Here is a 24,675-nt window from a genome sequence, read left to right on the forward strand (position 1 = left end):
GATTATTCCCCTTGCTTAGCTTGGTAAGATGATTGAGTCATAATTGCTAATAAATACCATGCACCGTGAGGGATCCATTGTTCACCCCATCGCCAGTTTTGTAGCATATCCTCATCGTGTGGCGCAGGGTTGAAAGCGATATCTTCTTCATTATCAAACCCACCGGTAATGCCATTACAAACACCACCTTTAGCATTAAAAAATCCAAGATGAGGAAGGTAATCAGGATTGTTATGACCATGACCATCTAACATGCACATATCATAAGGATTTAACCCTAATACCCAATTCAAATTATTCTGAGCAAAGATCTCTAACTTCTGCTTAATATCATTAGAGGTCATATGAGGTAAGACTAAGTAACTCATGCTAGCTAAAGAACCTAGACGAGCATTCTCTCCTTGCCACCAATAACCAGACTCATTGTCATGAGCGACAAAAAAGGCACTGCGTTTTTCGCTATTAACGGGCTTAACGTATTGTCTTGGGTAACCAAATGGATTGAATGTTTCTGAAGAGATAGTTAATTCAAATTCAACCGCTTGAGTAATAATGGTCAGTGTATGTGCACGACGGCTATTATCTGATTCAATCTCTAAATATTGCGAAAGCGCAATAGCGGGAAGACCAGCTTCTGCTGCATGGAAATAAGGACGTTCGCCATTTTGAGTTGCAGACCAGAAATTGTTTTGTTGTTCATCACTTTGTTGGCGAGCTGATAATCTTTCAGCCCATGAGCGAGCTTCCAGTAAAAATACGTTATCTTGAGTCGCTTTAAATAGCTCGATAACAGCAAGAAGAGCGCAATATTCATCAATAATATTTTCTTCACCATTATTTAAATAATTAAGGTTATTCTCTTTCAGATGCCAATAGCCTTTTATCGCAGCTTCTACATAGTTTTCACGAGTAAATTCACCATCAATATCTAAGCGAGAAGCAGAAGCAAGAGCTGCAATGGCTATACCTCCACCTTGACGGAAACCGGCTTGGTAATCATCTGATTTAAGACCATCTTGAGTCGCGTAAGCACAGAGCTCACGTTGATTAACGTCTTTACTCCACTTATCAAATACGGTCATGTAAAAGAAACCTGTCGGATTTTGCATTCGAACTAAAAAGTCAGCACCAAACAATGCCTCTTCCTTAAGGCGAGTGCGGGAGAATGCTGCAAAATCCGATAGGTTTTGAGTTAATTCAAGCCCTTTTAGCATATTCCAAACTACCATTGGAATTTGCTGAGGGTTTAAATAATTAGCGTAAGAAAGGTGGCTAAAGTATTTACTAACATCACCAGATGCGTCGTACCAGCCACCATGAACATCGACGGTTTCATCACTGTTTAATACAGGGGTTTTCCGATCTTGTTTGTCAAAAATTCCACTGCAGCGTTGAGATTTAAAATAATGCAAAACATCAGAAAAGGTATTTTTCATTAATAAATCAGTACCAATAGTGAAGGGATGGGAAGTTATCTCATCAATCACTAAAGTAAATTCACCGTGCTCAGTAAAATCAGAAAAATGGATTTCTGAAAAGTATCCTTGGTGCCAATGTGCAACTTGGAGCGATGAAGAAATAGAAAACTGATGTTTTACCTGTTGTGTTTGAGTACAAACAATTGTCCCTAATAGCTCTTTATTAAGAGGTGTGCCAGTTAATAAGACAGCTGATTTAGGGCCATTAAATTCATAGCCAATGTGGTTTGTTAACAGTTGCATCTATTTCTCCAAAATACCAATTACTGCTGTTTGAGGTTCACTTGTATGAAATTAATTTTCGTACAAATAACAACGAACAAAATGGTTGTCTGACAGTTTCGTTACGCCAGGCATACGTTCTTTACATTTTTCTGTTACGTGAGTACAACGACCTGCAAATGGGCAACCTGCTGATTCTGGTGTCCAAAGAGGAATTTCCCCTTTATTGCCTTTCAACTCAGTGTGGATCGATTTGCTTGGATCGGGTACTGCAGAAACTAACAGCTGTGTATATGGGTGCTGAGGATCGTGAATGATCTCATCTGTATCGCCCCATTCAACCATGTGTCCAACGTACATTACCGCGAGATCTTCTGCGATGTAACGAGCAGTTGCGATATCGTGAGTGATGTAAAGTAGAGACATTTCTTTCTCAAACTTCATCTCTTCCATCAGATTAAGAACACCAGCACGGATAGAAACATCCAGCATTGATGTAGGCTCATCAGCAAGAACAACTTCAGCACCTACTGCAATATTTCGAGCAAGGTTTACACGTTGACGTTGGCCGCCTGAAAGTTGATGCGGGAACTTAGCCGCCGTTTCTTTCGGTGGGATTAAGCCAACTTGTTCTAGAAGATCATGAACACGATCTTCAAGTTCTTTTTTATTACCAGGGGTCACTTTCTTATGAATAAGAAGTGGTCGAGCAATATGATGAAAAATATTATGGGTTGGGTTTAAAGAGCCGAACGGGTCTTGCCATACCATTTGTACGCCTTCACGATATTTCATGAGATCATTTTTCTTAACGATATCTTGAATATCACGGCCTTTATATTGGATAACGCCGTCTGTTGGTGCGTACATTTTTGCGATCATTTTTGCTGTGGTGGATTTACCAGAACCTGATTCACCAACAACAGCAAGGCCACGACTTTTGTACATTTTGAATGATACGTCATTGATTGCTCGCATCATTGGGTTTTTAAGGGCGTTGCTACTCACAGGGAAATCTTTAACTAGATTTTTACCTTCAATCAGTAGTTCGCCAAATGCTTTGCTCATAATTTACTCCAGAAAATCCGTTTTATGCTTTTGCTTGTGCAATTGTCTCACCGTAAAGGTGGCAATTTGACAAGTGACCAGGCTCAATCTGACGAAGCTGTGTAGGAATCGTACGACATGCTTCGTGTACACGATCACAACGAGACTGGAAGCGACAACCTTGTGGGATTTCTAATAAATTAAGAGGGTTCCCTGGGATACCTGTTAATTTGGTTTTTGGTCCCGTTAACGGTGGGAATGAACTCCCCAATCCTTTCGTATATGGATGGTAAGGTGAGGTAAGGATCTCTTTTGACGAAGCCACTTCAATCAATTCACCTGAGTACATGATCCCTATGCGATCTGAGAACTCAACCATTAATGATAAATCGTGCGTAATGAAGAGAATTGAGAAACCAAACTCTTCTTTAAGTGCATAAATCTTCTGTAAAATTTCACGTTGAACAACAACATCCAGTGCGGTTGTTGGTTCATCCATGATGATCATTTTAGGATTTAGCGCCAATGCAATAGCAATAACCAAGCGTTGACGCATACCACCAGAGAACTGGTGAGGGTAATCACTTAAACGACTCGGGTGAATATCAACGATTTCTAATAAACCTTGAGCACGAACAATCGCTTGCTCGCGAGTCATGGTGGTGTGGCGCATGATCACATCACAGAACTGCTCTTCCATAGGAAGTACAGGGTTTAATGCATTCATGGCACTTTGGAATACCATGGACATTTGACTCCAGCGGAAAGCCTGCATTTGAGGGTCGCTGTATTTTAAAATATCTTGTCCATCAAATATAACTTCACCACCAGTGATGAATGCTGGCGGCTTATGCAGGCGCATTAAAGAGAATGCAATGGTTGATTTACCACATCCTGATTCACCCGCCAAACCAAAGACTTCACCTTTACCGATGTCAAAACTCACATTGTTTACAGCACGCACATCACCTGATTCAGTAATGTAATCCACACATAGATTGCGGATAGAAATTTGTGGGTCAGTCATATCAATCTTCCCTGTTCCAATTTAATACTGGTTTAGCTAAATCTGGTTTACGTTCATGCGTATCTTCAGTTGCTAATTTTTTCCAGCGTTTCATTCCTTTGTGAGAACGAAGTTGTGGGTTAGCAATTTCATCTACTGCGAAGTTAAGCATTGCAAGACCGACAGCTAGAATAGTCAATGCCATACAAGGAGCTATTAGTTCCCACCATGCGCCAATTAAGATAGATGAAGACGTCTGTACGTTGTACAGCATGATGCCCCAGCTAATCGTACTTGGGTCACCTAGACCTAAGAATGAAATCGTTGCTTCCATCATGATTGCGTACATTACCGAACCAATGAAGCTTGCACCTACGATTGAGATAAGGTTTGGCAGAATCTCAACAAAGATGATGCGCCATGATGATTCACCTAATACTTCAGCCGCTCTTACAAATTCTTTTTCACGTAGCGCTAAGGTTTGAGAGCGAATTACACGTGCGCCCCAAGCCCAGGATGTACACCCTATTATGAGGGCAATGGTCATAGGTCCTGCTTCACCAATAAAGGCGGCAAGTACGAACAATAATGGGTACTGAGGAATAACGAGCATGATGTTCATCGCGGCCGTTAATATGTCATCAACTTTGCCACCGAAATAGCCTGCAGAGATACCTATAACTGTTGCTAAGAAACACACCACTAAACCCGCACTAAAACCAACCGCTAGTGATACTCGAGCACCATGAGCAAGTTGAGACCAAACATCACGTCCCATGCGTGTTGTTCCCATTACGTGGTCTGCTTTTTTAGACATTAATAAAGAACGACGATCAGTTGCTAAATTTTCTGAAACCCATCCATCAGGATTATTTTCAGCAGCATTTACAACAAAGCCTGGATATTCATGTGGATTACCTGTTCGCTTATCTGGTGCGTGGTCACTCAAAAATGGAGCAAATACTGCAACGAAGATAAACATGAATAGGATACCTAAACCAAAAAGTGATTTAGGGTTACCAGAAAGAAGTTTAATTAAGCCTTTCATTATTATTTTCCTCCCTTGCGTAGGCGAGGGTCTAGAACAACGTATAACATGTCAGCAAGAAGGTTAAAGAACAACATGAACAGCGTCATGATAAGTAGCTGACCTTGAAGAACTTGGTAGTCACGAGACGTAATTGCATTAAACAATACAGAGCCTAGACCTGGGTAGTTAAAGATAATTTCAACGATAAGTTGACCACCAATGGCCATACCAAGAGACATAGATAGAGCGGTAACACTAGGAAGCATTGCGTTACGTGCTGCATAGTTAAATACAACTCGGTTTTCGCTTAATCCCTTTCCTTTTGCCATGGTGATGTAATCTTCACCTAAAAGGTTAATCATGTTGTTACGCATATTGATTAGGAAACCACCAATTTGAACAACTGAAGCACAGATTAATGGAAGAATTGCATGGTAAGCGACATCTTTTATGAATACCCAGCTAGTCCAGTCAGGTATAACCCCTGGAGTATACGCATACCCTGTAGGGAACCATTTTAATCCTACGGCAAAAGTAAACATGGCAAGCATCGCGATAACCACTTGTGGTACCGCTTGAATAACGAGCATCCCTGGAGAGATAAATGTGTCGTAAGCACTGCCGCGTTTCCATGCTGCAAAAATACCTAAGATTGATCCTAAAGAGAATGAGATAATAACCGCAGTACCCGCTAAGAAAAGAGACCAACCAAATGCGCCACCTAATAGTGTATTTACACTTAGAGGGTAGAATTTGATAGATGTACCTAAGTCCCAAGTTAGAATGTTTTTGATGTAGATAAAGTATTGCTGATAAAGAGGACCATCAACAAAACCAAGCAGTTGTTTCATGGCTTCGATACGCTCAGGAGTTACCTGAGTTGTGGCATTCGCAAACATCATGACAACAGGGTCACCAGGCATTGCTCGCGGAATGATAAAGTTAATCGTTGCAGCAACGACCAACGCAATAAAATAGAACGATAAACGTCTTAGAAAAAATCCCATAACTCACACCTTTCTCATCCAGATATTATTTGCCTGACCTGGAAATCAGGACGTAAAATCCCCTGACGACAAGCGCCAATCCTTTAGCTAGTAGGGAAGGGGGAGAATAGGCGGTGCACAAGATATGCACCGCAAAAGTTGTTACATATTACTTAACAGGTTTTAAGTCAAGAACGTGTAGAAGACGCTCTGGAATACCAGCCCAGATGTTTGGACGGCCCTGAGGATTCTTCTCGTTCCACCAACCAGTGAAGCGTTGTGTGTTGTATTGGTACATGTAAGCACCAGACAAAATTGGAAGTGTTACTTGGTTTTCAGCGATGATCTTCTGAATGCCATGAGCGATTTCAACTTGCTCTTCTTTGTCTGCTGTTTTGTAGAAGCTATCAAGTAATGCATCTAGTTTCGCATCTTTGAAGTAATGCATTGCGAAACGAGGCATACCATCACCTTCTTGTAGTGCAGAGTTGTATGCACTGTTCCAGTATAGGTGTGGATCGGCACCGTGGAAGTAGTTAGTGAAGGCTAAGTCATATGTTCCTTCTAGCATCGCTTGGTTATAAACTGCGAATTCAGGAGTACGAGCTTTTGTTTTAATGCCTACTTCATCTAATTGTTCAACAGCAAGTTGTACTGTGTTGTTAAAGTCAGTCCAACCGTTTGGAGATTGAATTAGAAGTTCAAATGATTTACCTGATGGAGTATCAACATAGCCATCGCCGTTCACATCTTTAAAGCCTGCTTTAGCAAGTTGTTTCTTAGCGCCTTCAACATTATAAGTATTGAATTTCTTGTACTTATTATGAGTCGCTTCGTCAGACCATGCTTCAAATGCATAACCAAGACCTGATGCGAAATCATTCACAGTACCGCCACCGTAGAATGCGATATCAATGATAGTTTGGCGATCAAGAGCCATACCCATTGCGCGACGGAACTCAACGTTTGTTAGCGCTTCATTTTTAGCTGCATCTGGGTTTTTGAAGTTAACCATTAATGCTTGTGTACCTGATGGCGGGTACCAGTATTGGTGGTTAGGACTTGCAGATGCGTAAGTACGATCGATATCAGGAATGAAAGATGAAGTCCAATCCAATTCAGAGTTTACGATTTTACCTAGTAATTGGTCATTGTTCGCAATTTGAGGAACACGTAAACAGTCAACATCTAGGTTGTCATTATCCCAGTAGTTAGGGTTACGACACTGAATATAAAGTTGTGGTGTAAACGTATCAATTTCAGTGAATGGACCTGTACCAACTGGGTTTTCATTCGTAAACGTTGTTGGGTTTTCAACTTTTGACCAAATGTGTTCAGCAACGACTGGTACAAGTGAAATTTCATAAGGTACGTTTGAGTTAGCTTCAGATAAATTGAATTTAACTTGGTATTCATTCAAACGTTCAACTTTAGTCACCCACTTATTGATACCACGTTGGTCAAGTTCTGGCTTGTCCTTCAGTAGTTGATAAGAGTAGATAACATCGTCAGCTGTGAATTTTTCACCATCAGACCATTTTACGCCTTTACGAATGTCAAAAGTAACACTCATTAGGTCATCAGACATACGGAAGTCTTCTGCAAGACGCATAACAGGTTTATTACCATGCATCTCATTAAAGATAACTAATGATTCGTAAACAAAATCAGTTGTTGTACGAAGGTTAGTTGCTAAGTATGGGTTAAAGTTTTGAATCATTGTAGGGTAGAACTCTGCAACTATTGTTAGCTCACTGCGAGCTGCTGCGTCTGTAGCAGCAAAACCAGTTGTTGCTGCTAATACAGCAGCAGCTAGTGTAGTTTTTTTAATATTGGCAAGCATAGCTGTTCCTTACTCTTTGCTTTAGTTTCACGATTATACGTATTTAACAATGTGCTAAATACACATTAAAGGCCTACCTCAAATCCAATTTTTCCAGAACATCCTAAATGGGTGTTGAGTGGTCTGTAGGCCTTGGGCATGTATAGGAAAACGCTTTCTGCTTAAAACGTCAATTTCGATTACCGTCAAAAACGGCAAAACTGTATTTTTTAACGTTAAAAACGTCACTTTCGATTGTTGTGCTTATTTTTTATTCGATACGTCGAGTGTGACGTTGGTCTTATTTACGCAATGCTGTATAACGTAATGTTAGTGCTTACTTACTGTTTATCTCCTTTTTTTAAAAGGTTTATCTTCATTTTTTATATAAGGTGATAATCATCACTAGTGATCTATGTCGTTAATTTTTTTGCTAAAATTATCGCTTTAGATTTGTTGTGAGTCGCTTCTCATTATGATGATAAAAGTAATATGATGGTGTCATCTATTAATTTTCCGCATCAAATTAGCGAGTGTTTTAATCATTACATTGATCTTATTTTTCTTCGTGAAATTTTGCAGATAAAAAAAACCACAATAAAAGTGGTTTTTTTAGTCGAGTATGAGGTGTCTAATTTGATGAAATGAGTATTTGTAGTTTGTCTTTTATTCGAATTAGTTTATCTCGTTGAGGGTTATATTTTTCGCAATGGTCAAGTATGTACTCTAAAGTACTAATGACCGTTCGCCATCTTGGGGTTTTAGGTAGAGTTTCAACTCGTAGGTATTTATCGAGAGTACGAGTTTGTAAGGTACTTCTATCTAAATAAACTCGCCATAACCCACTTTCCTCAGCAAGGGTATATTTTGTTTGCCCTGTACCTTCTTCCCAGTATATTAATCCAGATGTCATGCCATCCACGATTAGCTCTCTCATAATGACACCTTTATCTTCTTTATTTTCATTGGCTTTATGGGCTAATAAAGCAATGTCTCCTCCCACTGATGATAAGGAATCTAATTTCTGTTTATCACCGTCAAAAGCGAAGGCAGAGAGCGCTTCTACAGCATGCTCTAAATCATGTATACGTTGTTCGCTCGCTTCATGTGTATGACTAACAATAAGCATTAATGAGAGACCAGACTCCGCTGGTAGGTGTAGAAGATCAGCATTTATCTGCTCGATATTTCCATCAATGTATACATCAATGTTGCCCCTATAATTATGTTTGTTTTCAATTAAGCTTCTTTTTGCAATAAGTTCATCTATCGTATAGCGAGACAGTTGCTCTTCGGTTCGTTGAAATAACTTAGCAGCAGATTGATTTACATATTGGATATATCCATCATTTTTTGCACAGATAATCGCTTCATGAGCATTATTTAATTGTTCTAAAATATGAGCTTGAGTTTCTAGCAGGCTAGCTTCAATTTTTTCTCGGTGACGAATTTCTTGCTGTAATCGTCCATTCTCATTAAGAACGCCCTCGGCTTGACTTGCTTGAAGATGAGCTTTAATTCGAGCCGCTAATTCTTGTTTATTAAAAGGCTTATTTAAATAGTCGTTTGCGCCTGATTCAAATCCTCTAATGCGATCCTGAGTTTGATTTAATGCAGTTAACATTATTATTGGCAGTTGAGAATGATTATATTGCTGTCTAAGTGATTGGCATACTTCATAGCCACTCATTCCAGGCATCATTACATCAAGAAGTAGTAACTCTGGTTTTTCTTCTTGTAATACTTTCAATGTTTCAGGGCCATCACTTGCTGTTTTAACTCGATAACCTTCAAGTCTTAAGAAACTACTTAAGACTTGAAGGTTTACCGGTTCATCATCAGCAACTAATAACAAAGCGCCATCTGGATTTTCTGGAAACTTCTCCGTTAATTCATCTAAATCATATTCTAAAATTTCAGGGGTTTGATAATGGATGATGTCTTCTTTAGATAATTGTTTATGTTCTTGTATCTGTTCTTTAGTTGCTAAAGGTATAGTAAAACTGAAGGTAGCGCCAACCATCGGTTGACTGCTTACATACAAAGAACCACCCATGAGTTCAATCAGCTGGCGACTAATGGATAGGCCAAGCCCAGATCCTTGACGATAACGATTAGAATCATGTCCCGCTTGAATTAATGGTTCAAAAATATGTTCTAATTCATCAGCAGGGATCCCATGTCCTGTATCTACGACTTGAACTCGCAAAAATTGGTCGACAGCACTTGCCGATATAACAATTTTGCCTTCTGATGTGTATTTAATAGCATTACCAATCAAGTTATATAGAACCTGCTCAAGCCGTTGTTCATCGGCATAAACAGAAGGCAATGATTTGTCTACTTGATTGATAATACGAATTGGCTTATTACCAAGTAAATGTTGGGAGAGTTCTAGTACTAAGCTTGTTGCAGATGAAAGATCTGCAACATGACGGCTAATATCTAAATTACCATGACGCATTTTATGATAATCCAATAAATCATTAACAAGATGTGTTAATCGTTGACCGCTGTTAATTATGATCTCTAATTGGTGTCGATGAGATGCAGATATTGGTCCATTAGCACCGGTATAAAGCGCCTCTGCGATTCCAACCATGCCATGTAATGGAGTTCGTAGTTCGTGAGAGGTCGTTGCTAAAAATTCATCTTTTAACTTATCGGCAGCTTCTAACTCATTATTCTTATTTTGGATAATCGTTATATTGGCTTCGAGTTCTTCATTTTGAGCTTTAATTAATTGGATCTTTTCTCTTATAGATCGCTGCATTCGAGCGAAGCTTACAGCAAGTCGGCCTATTTCATCTTTTCTATCAGTACTGAACATATCTTGGTCAAGATCGCCAGCCGACACTCGTTCTGCTGCCCATGTTAGCCTTAATAACGGGGCTGTAATGGAGTTGGACAAGAAATGAGAGGCTATTACAACACTGATTATGGCTATAATCATTGCGATAATAAATATTTGTTCCAATTGCTGAATTCGAGCGAAGGCTTCTTTTTCAGGTAATTCAATTGATAAACCCCATGTGTGTTTATCAATATTAATTGCAGTGAAAGCGGCCAGAACTTTTTGGCCATTTTTATCTATAAAACTGCCGACATCTTTTTTACCAGATAATGCGGCCGCCATATTTTTAGATAAATTTTTACTTGTGTCGCTGCTATCAATACGGGAATAAGAATCCTCCCCAACAAAATAGGTTTTCGTTGATGTATTGCCTTTAATATTACCTAACAGGTTTGTTAACCCTGTGTTTGGTAATTTGAATAACACAAAACTATGTAAATAACCTTGCTGCACAATAGGTGCTGCAAACCATGAAATGCTTTCACCATTTACATAAGAGAAATCTGAAAATATAACGGGTATATTGTCTTTATTTTTAGAGTCCTCAACCATGGTTCGTACTTGGCTGTAAGTTTTCTCTAATGCGGTTCCTTTATATTTATCTGTAAGTAAATTGGTTCCGTAATTATCTTCTTTCTTCGTTGAATAGACGACATTACCATTAATATCAACAAGTAATATGTCAGTAAAATCAGAGCGTTTAAGAAGTTCTTGGTACGCCCAATGATAGCGTTTATGTAGGAGACGATAGCGTTCACTACCAATATAGGAATCTGATTCAGGTAAAATACTAGTACGAATTTTATCTCCAGAACCTTCTATATATCTTAATTGAGCGTTTTCTCTTGCATTGTCGATAGAGGTACCTAAATGAGAGAACGCACTAATTAAACCATAAAAACGGCCCCCACTCGCATTGGCTAGTTCTGAGCGTGCAAAACCTAAAACTTCAGATTCTCTAGCTTTAAAGTAGTTACTCACTTGTTGTTCTTTGTTGTCCCGTAATGAGACAAGGTGAGCGGTGCTTTGGGTTGCAAGATCTTGGCTATGAGATTGAAGGAAAAAAATAGCGATGATCGAAAGTGGTGTGATACTTAATACTAGGAATGCAAGCATTAATGTATTTTGAAGACGTTTAAAGTGTTGTTTCTTTTCCATTTTATGGCCTGACCTACACTGTTATCCATTCAGTAAAATTGACACAATTAACGTATCAGTGAGCGTGATTTAGTGGATTTTAACGAAAAACTCTGCTGCCTCTTATACGTAAATTACGTTAAAAATCAAGCAGCAGAGCGTTAAAGTGCGGCGGTAGGCAATAATTATTTATGAGCTGAATAGATTTTGAATTTATTATTCTTAGCTAAAGTATTGCAATGTCCAAATGCTTTTTCAATAATTGGTGGATATTGTAAAAAACTATTTGCGACTAAAATCAGTTGGCCTTGATGAGTTAGGTTGTGTGGAGCTTTTTCAAGTAATTCTTCGGTTGAAGAATAATGAGTTTTTAATCCGGCATGAAACGGTGGATTACTTACAATAAATTGATAGTTCTCTTTTGTATTCGAATATACATCACTTGCAAATACATTCCCTTCTAAGCCATTTGCTTTTAATGTTTCAATAGAGGAGGCAATGGCAAGGGCGCTGATATCAACCATGTCTAAATGAATTTTAGGATTCAACGTTTTCATTACTGATCCTAAAACCCCTGCGCCACAACCAAAATCTAAAACATGGCCGCGTAAGTTAGGTAATGTTTGCAGTAATAATTCAGAACCTTTATCAAATTCACCATGGCTAAATACACCAGGTAAACTTCTTACTTCTATCGTGTGGCTTTCAAATTGAACCTGATATTCTTTAAACCATTCTTGCAGATCAAAAGTAGGAACATTTTCTGTACATTGTCCCCAATAAAAACTGCATCGACGAGCTGAATCAAATTTAGTCATCGGTCCTAAATCTGAAAACATCTTTTCAATACTTTTAACGCCACTTCTGTTTTCACCCACTACGACGATTTCAGTATTTTTACCTAACTTTGCTAATAGCATTGTTAGTAAGTACTCAGCTTCTGCTTTTGCTTTTGGCCAATAAAGTAAAATCATATCAGCAGTGGTGTCTTCGACTAACTCTGCACCAAAATAACACTTGATAGCATCGTGCTTAGCAAATTGTTTGTAATAGGCATAGTTAGTCGTGAAGATAGATGTAGAAGCACAGTGTTTATCTAGCTCAAGAGGAAAATCATCAATGAGCTCTCCGGCAATAAGAACATGCTTACCTTCAAAATAAGCAAGTTGACGCTGAGTGATTTGACTTGGAGCAGAGTAAGACATAATGGCCTCGAAAGAATACAAAAACTGGCGAGATTGTCCCACAAAGAAAGGGTAAGGAAAAGAAAAGTAAGAGGCTGTTTACGTGAGTAACGAAATACAGCCTCTATGTGATAGGGTTTAAGGTATTAATTCTTATCTTGTTGATCTAAAAATGTTTTAAATTCAGTCTCATACATATTAAAAAGAACTAAAGTCAGAGCGAAAATAATAGGTCCATAAATTAAACCAATTAAGCCGTATAAATGAATGCCGCCCAATAAAGAGAAGAAAATAAGTAACGTATTCATTCCTGAATTACCTTGCATTAATAATGGTCGCACGATGTTATCAATCGATCCTACAACCAATACTCCCCAAGCCGTTAAGAAAATAGCCCATTCCCACTGATTCGTTAAAAGTAGGTAAATCGTTGCTGGTACCCAAATAAGAGCGGTGCCAACGACAGGAATGAAGGAAGCAAACCCCATCATTGTTCCCCAAAATAAGCCAGGGAAACCAGCCAACCACATAGCAAAACCACCGGCTAAACCTTGAGCGATAGCGGTCAAGAAAGATCCAAGAATTGCAGATTTTGATACTTCTTCAATTTCAGTCAGTAAGCGATCTTCTTGGCTTCTTGAAAGAGGTAATACATGCCTAAACGCAGAGATGATTTTGTCTTGGTCTCGTAATAAGAAGAAAAGAACAAACAGCATTAAGAAGAAATTCATTAGTACATTTGTAACATCACCTAATATTTGAGCACTGATGCCAACAACTTTAGTTCCAACTTGAGAGGCTAATTGAGCAACTTTCTGAGTGATTTCAGCTGGGTCAATAGCATCAAAAGGAAGATGCTTATTAATAAACGCTAATATTTGAGCGACAATAGGGTGTTCAAATAAAGCCTGAATCCCACCTTCTGTAACCCAATGATAAGCGTCTTTAGAGAAAGTTGCTCCTTGTTGCACAATAGCGACAAAGACAAAGAACAAGGGAATAGCAATAATAAAGGTCAGTGCAGTACAAGACAAAATAGCGGCACTATTTGGGCTATTTGGCAGTTTTTCGCTGATTTTATTATGCAAAGGTGCAAATAAAAGAGACATAATAAAGGCGAGTATAATAGGGTTTAAATAAGGCTGAATTAATAGAAAACACGCATAACCCGCGGCAAGTAAAGCAGCAATTAAAACCCAATGGCTAGAATTTAGTTTATTGAAATGAGACACATTATTCCCTTATGATGCGGTTAGCTATTTATAAATAATGACAGTTAGTTAAGTTATATAGGTACTTGGTTAGCTTAGCAAGAATAATGGAGAGTAGTAATGGGCTGTTGTGAGAAAGAAACATGCAGTAGTAATAAAAAAAGAAAAGCACCAATCGTTCCTGTGATTATTATTGGATTAATAATAATGGTGGTTTATTTCTGGCAATAAAAATGGCCGTCTCAATACAGAGTCAACCATTCATTAATTTACATCGTTCTAGATTTATTTCGCTTCTGAAGCCATTGTAGCAAAACAACGTTCAGCGGCTTCTAGTGTCGCTGAAATCTCTTTTGGCCCATGAGCTAAAGAAGTAAAGCCAGCTTCAAATGCTGAAGGAGCAAGGTAAACACCGTGTTTTAACATTAGGTTGAAAAAACGCTTGAATTGTTCGATGTCGCATTTAGTTACGTCTTCGTAGGTTGTTACTGTTTCTTGATCAGTAAAGAAGAAACCAAACATGCCACCAACGTAATTCACAACCATTGGTATACCATGTTTATTTGCAAGTTCTTTAAAACCTAAAGCTAATTGTTTTGTTGTTGTGGCAAGGCGTTTTTCATTGCCTTCTTCAGTAAGAACTTTCAAACAAGCGAAGCCTGCTGCCATGGCTACTGGGTTGCCAGACAATGTGCCTGCTTGATATACAGGGCCAGTCGGTGCTATGTATTGCATTACATCTTTACGGCCACCAAAAGCACCAACAGGCATTCCGCCACCGATAACTTTACCTAAGCAAGTTAGGTCTGGTTTAATGTTGTAATAGCCTTGAGCACAATTCTCAGCAACACGGAAACCGGTCATTACTTCGTCAAAAATTAATAGAGCGCCTTCAGCATCACAGATTTCACGAAGACCTTCATGGAAACCTTCTACTGGTGGAATGCAATTCATGTTGCCAGCAACAGGCTCAACGATAATACAAGCGATCTCACCTTTATTCGCGGCAAATAGTTCACGAACAGACGCTAAGTTATTAAACGTTGCTGTTAGTGTGTATTTGGCAAAATCAGCAGGAACACCAGGGGAACTAGGTTGTCCAAGTGTTAATGCACCAGATCCCGCTTTTACTAGTAAGCTGTCGGCATGGCCGTGGTAACAACCTTCAAATTTCATGATCTTGTCACGACCAGTATAACCACGAGCAAGACGAATTGCGCTCATGGTTGCTTCTGTGCCAGAACTCACCATGCGAATTTGTTCCATCGATGGTACTAATTCAGAAACAAGTTCAGCCATGTTAATTTCAGTCTCTGTTGGAGCACCGAAACTTAAGCCACGTTGTGCAGCAGATATTACGGCTTCACGAATAGCTGCGTGATTATGACCAAGGATCATAGGGCCCCAAGAGCCAACATAGTCAATATAAGCTTTGCCATCGGCATCAAAAATTAATGGGCCATCGGCACGCTCAATGAAAATTGGTGAGCCACCAACGCCAGCAAAAGCACGGACAGGTGAGTTTACACCACCAGGGATTTTCTCTTGCGCTTTTGCAAATAGTTCTGCTGATTTGGTCATTACTTATATCCTCATAGTAATCAATTGGACCAGTTGGCAGTTATTGTACCTAAATTGAATCAGAATGCTTGAGTTGATCGTATTAATCCCCATCTAATAAGTAAATAATCGTGCTGAATGAGAGATGATTGGCGTTGTTTAGTACGATGGAAGTATTGAATACTTGAATGAAACAGTCAGGTATTAGATAATCAGAATTAAAATAGAATTGGAAACCAATCTTGAGAGGTTTAAATGAGTGATGTATCTGTGCCGTTAACGTTTTCTGATGTTGCAGCAGCAAAAGTAAAAACGTTAATAGCAGAAGAAGAAAATCCAAATCTAAAACTACGTGTTTATATTACAGGTGGTGGTTGTAGCGGTTTCCAATACGGATTTACTTTTGATGAAGACGTAAACGAAGGCGATATGACGCTTGTAAATGATGGCGTTACATTGGTAGTTGACCCAATGAGTCTACAATACCTAATTGGTGGTGTTGTAGATTATATGGAAGGCCTAGAAGGTTCTCGTTTCTTTATCAATAACCCTAATGCAACGACTACGTGTGGTTGTGGGGCGTCATTCAGTGTTTAATCACTGATATTAAAGGGTAAGTGAAGCGTTTCTCACTTCCCTTTTTTTATTTAATTTATGTACAAGGTTTATTAGTTTCACAGTAAATTAGGATGTATTACTGTTTATCTACCTCTAAAGCACTAAGGATTGTTGCTATGGGTAAATACACACCTGCTTTTTTTTCCTATCTTGTCCATCGACCATGGATAATCTCAGTTTTTTTATTTCTAAGCTTATTTCTGTGGATAATGAGTGGGCCTTCTCACGCTGAAAATTCCGAAATAAAACAAGCGAACCCAATACTTAATGTCCCTTTGGCTAACGTTATTGTTGAGCGTTTTCAATCAATACCCACTCACAAAACAATTTCTCTTTATGGTAGAACTGCTCCTGATCGTAAAACGATTTTAGGCGCTCAAGTTGCTGCTCAAATTGAAAGTTTTCTAGTAAGAAAAGGGGAGCGAGTCAAAAAAGATCAACCTATTGCTCACCTTGATATGGCCGATCTGGATTTACAACTAAGCCAAGTAAAAGCAATTTACTCGGTTCGTTTAAAAGAATTTAATGCTGCGAAACAACTTCGTCGTAAAGGTTTACAGGGAGATGTCGCTTTTAGTAAAGCTCAAGCGTCTTTAGCGGAAGCCAAAGCGAGAGTTAGAAATGCGGAACTGATTCTAAAAAACACCACAATTACGGCACCATTTGATGGTGTTGTTGAGCATCTTTTTGTGGAGGTCGGTGATTTTGTTAGTCGTGGTGATCCTGTTGCAAAAGTTGTTGTGTTAGATCCTCTCGTTATTGAAGTCAATGTCAGTGAAAGGCATATTGAACAATTAGTGAAAGATCAAAAAGCCGAAGTTATTTTTATTAATGATACGTCTATAGAAGGGGATGTTCGATATATATCAAGGGTTTCCTCTTCATCAACAAATACATTCGCTGTTGAAATAGAAATTCCTAATATAGGCGCTCAAATCTTTGCTGGAATGAGCGCTGAAGTTGTTATTAATCTTGCGCTCCAACCGGCGATAAAAGTCTCTCCTGCAATGCTCGCATTGAATGAAGGTGGGGATTTAGGTGTAAAAACAGTGATTCAAAGTGAAGGTAATTCAGAGAGCGATCTACGTGTTAAGTTTATTCCTATTCAATTAGTCAAAGCAGAAGATGATGGTATTTGGCTAACCGGCCTTGGTGATGAAGTTGATATGATTACGGTTGGACAAGGATTTGTCCGTGATGGTGATTTTATTCACGCTCAACGAAAATAGGGAAGTCATATGTTAGCTATTATTAATGCAGCATTAAGTCGCTCTCGAACCATGCTAATGCTATTGGTATTACTGCTTATTGCTGGTATCTCGACGTATATTGTCATTCCAAAAGAATCGAATCCCGACATTACTATTCCTATTATTTACGTGTCCATGAGCCATCAGGGGATTTCACCTGAAGATTCAGAGCGTTTACTCGTCCGTCCTATGGAGCAAGAATTACGCTCTATTGAAGGTATTAAAGAAATGACGGCTGTGGCTGGTGAAGGGCATGGTTCGGTAACTTTGGAATTTAACGTAGGGACGGATTTAGATAAGGCATTAACTGATGTAAGAGATGCGGTTGATTTGGTAAAGCCAGATTTACCTGAAGAAAGTGATGAACCAACGATAAATGAAGTTACTTTAGCTGCCGAGCAAGCGGTTCTTTCTGTGGTGTTATACGGAACGGTACCAGAAAGAACTACGGTTAAAATTGCTCGTCAATTACGAGATAAATTAGAAAGCTATAAACAAATTTTAGAAGTGGATATTGCTGGTGATCGAGAGGATGTTGTTGAAATTATTGTCGATCCACTTTTACTTGAAAGCTACGGTTTAGATCAAGCTGCAATTTATAATCTCATCGCATTAAATAATCGAGTGGTTGCGGCTGGGTTTGTTGATACTGGTTATGGTCGTTTTTCTGTAAAAGTGCCTTCAGTATTTGATTCACTAAAAGACGTTTTAGAATTACCAATTAAAGTTGATGGCAAACAAGTCGTCACATTTGGAGATATTGCGACAGTTCGTAAAGCGTTTCGAGACCCAAATAGTTATGCGCGTTTAAATGGCGAAAAGGCGATTGTTCTCGATATTAAAAAACGCTCGGGTGAAAATATTATAGAGACGGTTGAGATAGTAAAAGCCGTTTTAGCTGGAGCTCAAGAATTAGATTACTGGCCAAACAATCTATTAGTTAAGTACACATGGGATGAATCAAAAGACGTTAAGATAATGCTTAATGATCTGCAAAATAATATTCTTTCAGCCATCTTATTAGTTGTGATTGTTATCATTGCTATTTTGGGTGCAAGAACAGCCTTATTAGTAGGAATATCTATCCCAGGTTCTTTTTTAACAGGGTTGTTAGTGTTGGCTTTATTTGGCTTGACCATCAATATTGTGGTGTTGTTCTCTCTCATAATGGCCGTTGGAATGTTGGTTGATGGCGCTATTGTTGTTACCGAATATGCAGATAGAAGAATGCAAGAAGGGGCAGATAAAGTAGAAGCCTATCGAGAAGCTGCTCAACGAATGGCGTGGCCAATTACCGCATCTACCGCGACAACATTAGCCGCTTTTGCTCCCTTATTATTTTGGCCAGATATCACTGGCGAATTCATGAAATACCTGCCACTTACGCTGATTGCGACATTAAGCGCCTCCTTGTTTATGGCGCTGTTATTTGTTCCTGTATTGGGAAGTTTATGTGGGAAACCTCAGCAAATACTACCTAAGAAAAAAGAGAAACTATACGCTTTGAGCCAAGGTGATTATAGTCAGGCTGAAGGGATCACTAAGCTTTACTTTAATACGCTATCTATTGCGTTAAAGCACCCGTTTAAGATCTTATTTCTCGCTATTATATTCTCGATTGGTATTGGATTTACTTATGCTAAAGCAGGTTTAGGTGTTGTTTTCTTCCCCGACGTTGACCCCCCGTTTTTAACTGTAAAAGTACGGTCTCATGGTGATCTTTCTATTAATGAAAAAGATAAGCTAATGGTTGAAGTTCAGGATCCTATTTTAGGAATGGAAGAACTAGATAGTGTTTATACTCGAACGGGTGGAGATGATGAGATTGGGCAAATACAGATCACACCTGTAGATTGGCAATACCGTCGACCAGTAAAAGAGATTATCGAAGATTTAAGAATACAGACAAAGGATATTGCGGGAATTGAATTAGAGTTCAGTACACCAAATGCAGGCCCCCCAAGTGAGCATGATTTAGTGATAGAGCTTAGTGCCCGTAACGGAGATGACTTGAACCAATCAGTAAAAAAAGTAAGGTCTTGGATTGATGGTGATGCTGCTTTTACTAATGTCAGTGATACCTCAAACAAACAAGGCATTGATTGGAAAATTGATATTCGCAGAGATGATGCCGCTCGTTTTGGGGCAGATGCGACTCTTGTCGGTAATACGGTTCAATTTGTTACTAATGGTCTGAAGATAGGAGACTATTTACCAGATGATAATAATGAGCAGGTTGATATTTTAGTTCGTTTTCCTGAAGAGCATCGAGATATTGGGCGCTTTGATGAATTAAGAGTAAAAACGGTATTGGGATTAGTGCCTATTACTAATTTTGCTCGAGTTATTCCTACTCATAAACAAGATACAATTCATCGTATTGATGGGCATAGAATCTTAACGGTTAAAGCCGATATGAGTGAGGGGTATAATCTAAGTATTGAGTTACCTAAAATTGAATTAGCTCTTGTTGCTTTAGGTTTACCTGAAGGTGTTGAGTTTAAATTAAGGGGACAGAATGAAGAGCAAAACAATTCAGCTGCATTTCTTCAGAATGCCTTTATCGTTGCGTTAGCTGTAATGGCGATAATCCTAGTGACTCAATTTAATAGTTTTTATCAAGCGTTTCTGATTTTAAGCGCCGTTTTATTTTCTACGGTTGGGGTGTTTGCTGGTTTACTAATATTCCAACGTCCTTTTGGCATCATTATGTCAGGAATCGGGGTTATATCTTTAGCGGGGATCGTTGTTAATAATAATATAGTTCTTATTGATACTTATAATACCTTGCGTAAAGAAGGCGTTGAAAAAGTAGATGCCATATTACGTACAGGGATCCAACGTTTAAGACCTGTACTACTCACAACCGTAACGACGATTCTAGGTTTAATGCCCATGGTGCTTGAAATGAATATTGATTTAGTTAATCAAAAAGTTGAGTTTGGAGCACCGAGTACGCAGTGGTGGTCTCAATTAGCAACCGCTGTTGCCGGAGGATTAGCATTTGCTACGGTATTAACTTTGGTACTAACGCCGTGTCTATTAATGCTTGGAAGAGATAGAGATATAAAAAGAAGCCACTAAAAAATATGCCCTAACGAATATTGTATTCATTAGGGCATTATGATGATTTATTGTTTAGTGAGTAAGTACAGGGTGGTTACCTACAATAAATTCGCTGTATTGTTCTAATTGTTTTAAGCGTTCTTTAGCCACAACTTCAAACTCTTTTTTATCGTTACCAGTTAATGATTTCGATTGAGGTAAAGAGACGGTTCTGGCATCTTTATGAACACCGTTTACTAAAAATTCATAATGTAAGTGAGGGCCTGTCACTCGGCCTGTGCCACCAAGGGTACCAACAGTATCGCCTTGTTTTACTCGTTGACCTGTTTTGACATAACGTTTAGTCATGTGTAGGTACTTCGTAATATAAGTATTACTGTGGCGAATAAATACGTAGTTACCATTAAATTGGTTATAGCCGGCTTTATCGACAACACCATCACCAGCCGCCCAAATAGGAGTGCCAACAGGAGCTACATAATCTGTTCCTCTATGGGCTTTTCTTTGGCCAGTTACAGGGTGCAAGCGACGAGGGTTAAAGTTAGAGCTTACATAACGGAAATTAATTGGTGAACGTAAAAAAGCCTTTTTCATTGCTCGGCCATTTGGTTCATAGAAATTGCCGTTTTTATCATTACGAATGGCAGTAAAAGTATCACCTCGATTGGTAAATGATGCAGCAATGATATTTCCTTTACCCGCGTATTCGCCTTCGACGTACTTTTCTTCATAAAGAACTTTGAAGTTATCGCCTTCTCGGATATCTAACGCAAAGTCGATATCCCAACCAAAAATGCCAGCTAGCTCCATTATTTGATTGGCGTTTAAGCCAGCACCAATAGAAGCATTCCAAAAGTTAGACGTAATGGTTGCTTTGGTATAATTCAGTTGAGTTTCTATTTCTTGTTTTTCAAACAGACCAAGATAATTATCGCCTACTTTACTAATATGGTAGGTTTCAAATTTGTTGATAGGTCGAATAAGTTGAATGATTTCTTGATCTTGATTAAAACCAAACTTTAATTTATCTCCTGGACGGAGGCGGGTTAATTGTGTCTCTATTTCTTTATCGCTGCTCGTCAAATTGTAAAGTTGTCGAGCGGTTAGACCTGCTCGACTAAATAAGACTGATGCACTTTCACCCGGCTTAACCGTATAGGTTTCCCACGAAAGTTGTTTGTTTTTTTCAGTTAGTTCATGGGTAACAAGAGATTCTTTGCGGATCTCGATAGGGTAGCTTTGGCCAATTGATAGTTTGTAAAACCCAGAGTCGGGTGCAACAGAGTCGGGTATTGTAGCGATTGTTGCCGCTATACCAGCACTACAAATACCAATAAGAATGCGATGGATTACAGGAATGCGAGTTAATTTAGATAATATCATTCGATTAGGTAGTAAATTTTGAATGTAAATAACGACATAGAAGTTTAGCTTGTTTTTTAGTTAACTACTATGACACGGGGTTATAGTTAAACCTTGGTCACCTTTTTTATCATAAAAGTTCAATAAAACAACAATCCTAATATTAAATTACTCAACAGGCAGCTGGTTTTACTGCCTGTCTGAGTCTTATTTATTTAATGCAAATGTTGGTAAGGATAAATGCCAACGAATTGCAGCTAAACGAATTATGAGTGTGGCAGCTACTCCCATAAGCATCGCTGTTGAACTTTGGATATTAAACTCGAGTGCAGAGGTATGAACTATGCCTCCTAAAATACAAGCAGTCGCATACACTTCACTTCTTAATACCATTGGGACTTCTCGAGCAAGTACATCTCGAATTATCCCACCGCCACAACCTGTAATTACTCCCATAATCACTGCCACCATAGGATCTGCATTATAGCTCAAGGCTTTTTCTACACCGATCCCTACAAAGACCGCTAATCCAATAGCATCAGAGACAGGGAGAACATACCAAGGAAGGCGTTTAGGTTTTCTGATGATTAACATGGTTAAAATGCAGGTAATAAAAATGACTAATAAATAGTTTGTATCAGTAATCCAGAAAACAGGGGTAGCACCAAGTGCCATATCTCGAATTGTACCACCACCGATGGCGGTAACGCTCGCAAGTACCGTGACGCCAAAGGGGTCCATTTTTAACCTTCCTGCTAATAACACTCCCGAAATAGCAAAGATGGCGGTGCCGAACATATCAATTATATAGATTAACATCTTGTCCTCTATGACTTACTGCATGATGTTGTTGAGAGTACAGTTATAAACCATGTTTGATTATAACCATTAGAGTACTTTGAAGAATTAGCCAGATAGCTATTCTCCAACTTAAAAAACGATGTATTTGTGCTAAATGAATCGCCGAAGGTGCGATTCGCCCTCCAATTTTTGGCCTACTGATTTTCTTGCCCTGATAAATAACAGGACCGCCCATAGAAAGCTCAAATTTTTTGCCAATAATGATAAGTAGCCAAGCATTATTTTTATTTGGCCAGCTTTTTCCTTGCTGTTTAATCGTTTGAAGTATTGTTTGGGCGTGTTTTCCTAAAAGACATAAAAAGCTAAACAGTTTTAAAGGAATGAAATCTAGAGTGGATTGAACGGTTAATGCAGGAATGCCAAATGGCCTAAATGTATCTCTTGACGGTGACCAAGCACGAGCTAATTCTAAAGATAAACGATAAATAAAAGCCCCGATCCCTCCAGCAATACCATACCAGAACAGCACGCCAATTACGGTTCGTGCATAACCTAAAACCATTGTCTCTGCGCTTGCTTTACCTAAGCCTAAAAGGGAAAGCGGTTCAACATCTCTATTTAACCAAGGCATTAAAATCGTTTTTGCTTCTTTTTTGTCTTCTTGGTTGATTGCTTGTATCGTATTTTTACAAAGTTTTTCGACACCTCGCCATTCCAAGGAGATTAAAAGTAATCCTAGATTAAATAATGGCAGATTCCAGATGAGAGGTAATGCAGCAATATAAATAATAATGGCAGGGGTTATCATTAGCGCCCACGCAAGTGAACCCGAAATCAAACGTTGTTGATAGGAGCTAGTGGTATTGACTTTTTTAGCTAGCAATTTTGCGAATTTACGCCAAATAGCCATTGGGTGAGCATGGACAGGTATTGGTAAAACTAAATGGAATAATAAAGCCCCCCATAAAACTAATAGGGAGTAATCAGCTATCAATAAAGAAAATTTATCAAACATGAATATAGTTAACTAATAGTCAGAGTATTAAGCCAACCCAAATAAGTTAGCTTAATAAAGGTGAAATTATTTCAATAGAGCAACCATATTAATCACCATTTCTGATGAACTTTGTGCTGCAAGAGGCAGGAATTCATCAAAAGTCATTGGTGACTCTTTATCTGCTACGTCAGAAATTGCACGAACAACAACAAATGGAACATCAAATTGGTGGCAAGTTTGAGCAATAGCAGAGGCTTCCATTTCTACAGCAATAACTGAAGGGAAGTTAGTTCGGATAAATTCTTGACGTTCAGGCGTACATACAAAAGCATCACCCGTACAAATTAAACCACGAACAGCATGTTTATCTTTCATTTGCGTTAATGCTTGCTCTGCTACAGACATTAATTTTTCATCAGCTTTAAAAGCGGCTGGTTGTTGTGCCATTTGACCTATTTCGTAACCAAACGCAGTAACGTCTGCATCGTGATGGCGAACTTCAGTTGAAATAACTACATCGCCTAGGTTTAATGATGAATCGAAACCACCAGCAGAACCAGTATTAAGAACAAGATCTACATGATGATCAGAAATAAGTAGAGTTGTACCTACTGCAGCTGCAACTTTACCAATGCCTGATTGCAATAAAACAACATCAGTTCCTGAAAGTGTACCTGTATGAAAAGTACAACCTGCTTTTATTGTTGTTGTTAATCCTTCAATTTTTTCTTTAAGGATGGCAACTTCTTGTTCCATTGCACCAATAATGCCGATTTTCATTTGTATATCTCGATAAAAGTAGAATAGAAGGTGATTGTAACATAGCTATTAAAGAGTGAGGAGATAAGAGTAATGTACGAATTTAGCGATAAAGGGCGATTGAAAGGTCGATAATTGACCTTGTTGTTCACTTGTTGTTCGAGCGGTATTTTTTTTAATAAAAATGCTTGCACGAAAATCTGATTTGCCTATACTGCGCATCCACTGACACGAAGCGAGTGATGCGAATCACGGTTTTACTGTTAGTTTGCTCTTTAAAAATTT

At 38.7% G+C, this 24,675-nt stretch carries 17 protein-coding genes; 3 read left to right on the forward strand and 14 right to left on the reverse strand.

All coding sequences use genetic code 11. The features are described 5' to 3' along the window. Nucleotides 1-2: 2 nt before the first annotated feature. From A6E03_RS16405 to hemL, 10 genes are all read right to left on the reverse strand, one after another. Nucleotides 3-1,721: a glycoside hydrolase family 9 protein gene (locus tag A6E03_RS16405; RefSeq protein WP_065601304.1), complete on the reverse strand. Its 1,719-nt coding sequence runs from the start codon at nucleotides 1,719-1,721 to the stop codon at nucleotides 3-5. A gap of 51 nt (nucleotides 1,722-1,772) precedes the next feature. Continuing rightward, nucleotides 1,773-2,768, reverse strand: a complete 996-nt coding sequence (locus tag A6E03_RS16410) for an ABC transporter ATP-binding protein (protein ID WP_065592173.1) — start codon at nucleotides 2,766-2,768, stop codon at nucleotides 1,773-1,775. Between the two features lie 22 nt (nucleotides 2,769-2,790). Beyond that, nucleotides 2,791-3,774: an ABC transporter ATP-binding protein gene (locus A6E03_RS16415; RefSeq protein ID WP_065592172.1), complete on the reverse strand. Its 984-nt coding sequence runs from the start codon at nucleotides 3,772-3,774 to the stop codon at nucleotides 2,791-2,793. Between the two features lies 1 nt (nucleotide 3,775). Continuing rightward, entirely contained in the window at nucleotides 3,776-4,801 is a 1,026-nt protein-coding gene (locus tag A6E03_RS16420) for an ABC transporter permease (protein ID WP_065592171.1), read from the reverse strand. Between the two features lie 2 nt (nucleotides 4,802-4,803). Continuing rightward, nucleotides 4,804-5,790, reverse strand: coding sequence for an ABC transporter permease (locus A6E03_RS16425; RefSeq protein ID WP_065592170.1), 987 nt, complete (start codon nucleotides 5,788-5,790; stop codon nucleotides 4,804-4,806). A gap of 148 nt (nucleotides 5,791-5,938) precedes the next feature. Further along, nucleotides 5,939-7,612 (reverse strand): ABC transporter substrate-binding protein, encoded by a 1,674-nt coding sequence (locus A6E03_RS16430; RefSeq protein WP_065601305.1) that lies wholly within the window; start codon nucleotides 7,610-7,612, stop codon nucleotides 5,939-5,941. A gap of 610 nt (nucleotides 7,613-8,222) precedes the next feature. Continuing rightward, nucleotides 8,223-11,603, reverse strand: a complete 3,381-nt coding sequence (locus A6E03_RS16435; protein ID WP_065592168.1) for a response regulator — start codon at nucleotides 11,601-11,603, stop codon at nucleotides 8,223-8,225. Between the two features lie 164 nt (nucleotides 11,604-11,767). Beyond that, a complete protein-coding gene (gene rsmC, locus A6E03_RS16440) occupies nucleotides 11,768-12,787 on the reverse strand; it encodes a 16S rRNA (guanine(1207)-N(2))-methyltransferase RsmC (protein ID WP_065592167.1) in 1,020 nt (339 codons plus the stop codon). Between the two features lie 125 nt (nucleotides 12,788-12,912). Continuing rightward, nucleotides 12,913-13,998 (reverse strand): AI-2E family transporter, encoded by a 1,086-nt coding sequence (locus tag A6E03_RS16445; RefSeq protein ID WP_065592166.1) that lies wholly within the window; start codon nucleotides 13,996-13,998, stop codon nucleotides 12,913-12,915. Between the two features lie 264 nt (nucleotides 13,999-14,262). Continuing rightward, complete coding sequence (gene hemL, locus A6E03_RS16450; protein WP_065601306.1) at nucleotides 14,263-15,558, reverse strand: glutamate-1-semialdehyde 2,1-aminomutase; 1,296 nt, start codon at nucleotides 15,556-15,558, stop codon at nucleotides 14,263-14,265. Nucleotides 15,559-15,792: 234 nt separating this feature from the next. Between hemL and erpA the strand changes: the two genes are divergently transcribed. From erpA to A6E03_RS16465, 3 genes are all read left to right on the forward strand, one after another. Beyond that, entirely contained in the window at nucleotides 15,793-16,134 is a 342-nt protein-coding gene (gene erpA, locus A6E03_RS16455; RefSeq protein ID WP_065592164.1) for an iron-sulfur cluster insertion protein ErpA, read from the forward strand. 137 nt (nucleotides 16,135-16,271) lie between these two features. After that, entirely contained in the window at nucleotides 16,272-17,384 is a 1,113-nt protein-coding gene (locus A6E03_RS16460) for an efflux RND transporter periplasmic adaptor subunit (protein ID WP_065601307.1), read from the forward strand. A 9-nt stretch (nucleotides 17,385-17,393) separates the two neighbouring features. Next, nucleotides 17,394-20,489 (forward strand): efflux RND transporter permease subunit, encoded by a 3,096-nt coding sequence (locus A6E03_RS16465; protein ID WP_065601308.1) that lies wholly within the window; start codon nucleotides 17,394-17,396, stop codon nucleotides 20,487-20,489. A gap of 54 nt (nucleotides 20,490-20,543) precedes the next feature. Here the strand turns inward: A6E03_RS16465 and A6E03_RS16470 are convergent, their stop codons facing one another. The 4 genes from A6E03_RS16470 to mtnN form a co-directional block, all read right to left on the reverse strand. Next, nucleotides 20,544-21,851 (reverse strand): peptidoglycan DD-metalloendopeptidase family protein, encoded by a 1,308-nt coding sequence (locus A6E03_RS16470; RefSeq protein ID WP_176703498.1) that lies wholly within the window; start codon nucleotides 21,849-21,851, stop codon nucleotides 20,544-20,546. A 189-nt stretch (nucleotides 21,852-22,040) separates the two neighbouring features. Beyond that, complete coding sequence (locus tag A6E03_RS16475; RefSeq protein ID WP_065592160.1) at nucleotides 22,041-22,652, reverse strand: TRIC cation channel family protein; 612 nt, start codon at nucleotides 22,650-22,652, stop codon at nucleotides 22,041-22,043. Nucleotides 22,653-22,695: 43 nt separating this feature from the next. Then, nucleotides 22,696-23,649: a cobalamin biosynthesis family protein gene (locus tag A6E03_RS16480; protein WP_065592159.1), complete on the reverse strand. Its 954-nt coding sequence runs from the start codon at nucleotides 23,647-23,649 to the stop codon at nucleotides 22,696-22,698. A 66-nt stretch (nucleotides 23,650-23,715) separates the two neighbouring features. Then, on the reverse strand, nucleotides 23,716-24,411 hold the full coding sequence (gene mtnN / locus A6E03_RS16485) for a 5'-methylthioadenosine/S-adenosylhomocysteine nucleosidase (protein ID WP_065601310.1): 696 nt from the start codon (nucleotides 24,409-24,411) through the stop codon (nucleotides 23,716-23,718). Nucleotides 24,412-24,675: the final 264 nt, after the last annotated feature.

It is taken from the genome of Aliivibrio sp. 1S128, from assembly GCF_001691065.1.
GTDB lineage: Bacteria > Pseudomonadota > Gammaproteobacteria > Enterobacterales > Vibrionaceae > Aliivibrio.

Excerpts from the sequence above, each read along its gene's own strand:
- A6E03_RS16430 (WP_065601305.1), bottom strand. The coding sequence starts at position 7,612 with ATGCTTGCCAATATTAAAAAAACTACACTAGCTGCTGCTGTATTAGCA.
- A6E03_RS16425 (WP_065592170.1), bottom strand. The coding sequence starts at position 5,790 with ATGGGATTTTTTCTAAGACGTTTATCGTTCTATTTTATTGCGTTGGTC.
- A6E03_RS16410 (WP_065592173.1), bottom strand. The coding sequence starts at position 2,768 with ATGAGCAAAGCATTTGGCGAACTACTGATTGAAGGTAAAAATCTAGTT.
- A6E03_RS16480 (WP_065592159.1), bottom strand. The coding sequence starts at position 23,649 with ATGTTTGATAAATTTTCTTTATTGATAGCTGATTACTCCCTATTAGTT.
- A6E03_RS16460 (WP_065601307.1), top strand. The coding sequence starts at position 16,272 with ATGGGTAAATACACACCTGCTTTTTTTTCCTATCTTGTCCATCGACCA.
- A6E03_RS16475 (WP_065592160.1), bottom strand. The coding sequence starts at position 22,652 with ATGTTAATCTATATAATTGATATGTTCGGCACCGCCATCTTTGCTATT.
- A6E03_RS16405 (WP_065601304.1), bottom strand. The coding sequence starts at position 1,721 with ATGCAACTGTTAACAAACCACATTGGCTATGAATTTAATGGCCCTAAA.
- A6E03_RS16420 (WP_065592171.1), bottom strand. The coding sequence starts at position 4,801 with ATGAAAGGCTTAATTAAACTTCTTTCTGGTAACCCTAAATCACTTTTT.
- A6E03_RS16435 (WP_065592168.1), bottom strand. The coding sequence starts at position 11,603 with ATGGAAAAGAAACAACACTTTAAACGTCTTCAAAATACATTAATGCTT.
- mtnN (WP_065601310.1), bottom strand. The coding sequence starts at position 24,411 with ATGAAAATCGGCATTATTGGTGCAATGGAACAAGAAGTTGCCATCCTT.
- erpA (WP_065592164.1), top strand. The coding sequence starts at position 15,793 with ATGAGTGATGTATCTGTGCCGTTAACGTTTTCTGATGTTGCAGCAGCA.
- rsmC (WP_065592167.1), bottom strand. The coding sequence starts at position 12,787 with ATGTCTTACTCTGCTCCAAGTCAAATCACTCAGCGTCAACTTGCTTAT.
- hemL (WP_065601306.1), bottom strand. The coding sequence starts at position 15,558 with ATGACCAAATCAGCAGAACTATTTGCAAAAGCGCAAGAGAAAATCCCT.
- A6E03_RS16465 (WP_065601308.1), top strand. The coding sequence starts at position 17,394 with ATGTTAGCTATTATTAATGCAGCATTAAGTCGCTCTCGAACCATGCTA.
- A6E03_RS16415 (WP_065592172.1), bottom strand. The coding sequence starts at position 3,774 with ATGACTGACCCACAAATTTCTATCCGCAATCTATGTGTGGATTACATT.